This is a genomic window from Pseudomonas rosaeacicularis (assembly GCF_057128745.1).
Genome location: NZ_JBSKHT010000033.1, coordinates 1 through 2,286, shown reverse-complemented (window position 1 = coordinate 2,286; position 2,286 = coordinate 1). Strand labels below are relative to the sequence as shown.

General features: G+C 59.6%; 1 protein-coding gene. It reads left to right on the top strand.

Going from position 1 to position 2,286, the window contains the following annotated elements; translation table 11 throughout:
• Nucleotides 1-2,286, top strand: a 2,286-nt coding sequence (gene ppsA, locus ACWKWM_RS27790; RefSeq protein WP_483849168.1) for a phosphoenolpyruvate synthase, incomplete at both ends; no start/stop codon positions are given.

The following is a 2,286-nucleotide window of genomic DNA, read 5'->3' as shown; positions in this document are numbered from 1 at the left end:
GGGGGCAAGAACGCATCCCTCGGCGAGATGATCAGTAACCTCGCGGGCGCCGGTGTTTCGGTCCCCGGTGGCTTTGCCACTACAGCTCAAGCCTATCGTGACTTTCTTGAGCAGAGCGGTCTGAACGATCAGATACACGCCGCACTCGATGCCCTTGATGTCGACGACGTCAACGCCCTGGCCAAAACCGGTGCGCAGATTCGTCAGTGGATCATGGAGGCGCATTTCCCCGAGAAGCTCAACGCCGAAATCCGCACCGCCTTCGCCGAGCTGTCGGCAGGCAATCCGGACATCGCCGTTGCCGTGCGCTCTTCTGCCACCGCAGAAGACTTGCCCGACGCATCCTTCGCTGGTCAACAAGAAACCTTCCTTAATATCCGCGGCGTTGAAAACGTCATCCGTGCGGCCAAGGAAGTCTTCGCTTCGCTGTTCAATGACCGCGCCATTTCCTACCGTGTGCATCAGGGTTTCGACCACAAGCTGGTCGCGTTGTCCGCTGGTGTGCAGCGCATGGTCCGCTCTGAAACAGGCACGGCCGGTGTGATGTTCACGCTGGACACCGAATCCGGGTTCCGCGACGTGGTGTTCATCACCGGCGCCTACGGCCTGGGCGAAACCGTGGTGCAAGGCGCGGTCAACCCGGACGAATTCTACGTTCACAAACAAACCCTTGAAGCCGGTCGCCCGGCGATCCTGCGCCGCAACCTGGGCAGCAAGGCGATCAAGATGATCTACGGCGAAGTGGCCACGGCCGGCAAGTCGGTCAAGGTCATCGATGTCGAGGCGGCTGATCGCGCACGTTTCTGCCTGACCGATGAAGAAGTCAGCAACCTGGCGCGTCAGGCGATGATCATCGAAAAGCACTACAAGTGCCCGATGGACATCGAATGGGCCAAAGACGGTGACGACGGCAAGCTTTACATCGTTCAGGCGCGTCCTGAAACCGTGAAAAGCCGCACCTCGGCCAACGTCATGGAACGCTACCTGCTCAAAGAGAAGGGCACCGTGCTGGTCGAAGGCCGGGCCATTGGTCAGCGCATCGGCGCGGGCAAAGTGCGGATCATCAAGGACGTGTCCGAGATGGACAAGGTTCAGCCGGGCGACGTGCTGGTTTCCGACATGACCGACCCGGACTGGGAGCCGGTGATGAAACGCGCCAGCGCCATCGTCACCAACCGTGGCGGCCGTACCTGTCACGCGGCGATTATCGCCCGCGAACTGGGCATTCCTGCTGTCGTCGGTTGTGGCAATGCCACTCAGCTGTTGCGTGACGGCCAGGGCGTGACCGTTTCCTGCGCTGAAGGCGACACCGGCTACATCTTCGAAGGCGAGTTGGGTTTTGACATCAAGCAGAACTCCATTGATGCCATGCCGGAGCTGCCGTTCAAGATCATGATGAACGTCGGTAACCCGGACCGTGCGTTCGATTTTGCCCAGTTGCCCAACGCCGGTATCGGCCTGGCGCGTCTGGAATTCATCATCAACCGCATGATTGGCGTGCACCCCAAGGCGCTGCTGAATTACCCGAATCTGCCCCAGGACATCAAGGACAGCGTCGACAAGCGCATCGCCGGTTACGACGACCCTGTCGGTTTCTATGTCGAGAAACTGGTCGAAGGCATCAGCACCCTGGCCGCTGCGTTTACCCCGAAAAAGGTCATCGTGCGCCTGTCGGACTTCAAGTCCAACGAGTACGCCAACCTGATCGGCGGCAAGCTGTACGAGCCGGAAGAAGAAAACCCGATGCTGGGTTTCCGCGGTGCATCGCGCTACATCAGCGAAAACTTCCGTGACTGCTTCGAGCTCGAATGCCGCGCCCTCAAGCGCGTGCGTAATGAGATGGGCCTGACCAACGTCGAAATCATGGTGCCTTTCGTGCGTACCCTGGGCGAAGCCAGCCAAGTCATCGATCTGTTGGCTGAAAACGGTTTGGCCCGTGGCGAGAACGGTTTGCGCATCATCATGATGTGCGAGCTGCCGTCCAACGCGATTCTGGCGGAAGAGTTCCTGGAGTTCTTCGACGGCTTCTCGATCGGCTCCAACGATCTGACCCAGCTGACGTTGGGTCTTGACCGTGACTCCGGGATCATCGCGCACCTGTTCGATGAGCGTAATCCGGCGGTCAAGAAGCTGTTGTCCAACGCCATTCAGGCCTGTAACAAGGCCGGCAAATACATCGGTATTTGCGGTCAGGGCCCGTCCGATCACCCGGATCTGGCGCGCTGGCTGATGGAGCAGGGCATTGAGAGCGTTTCCCTGAACCCTGACTCGGTACTGGAAACCTGG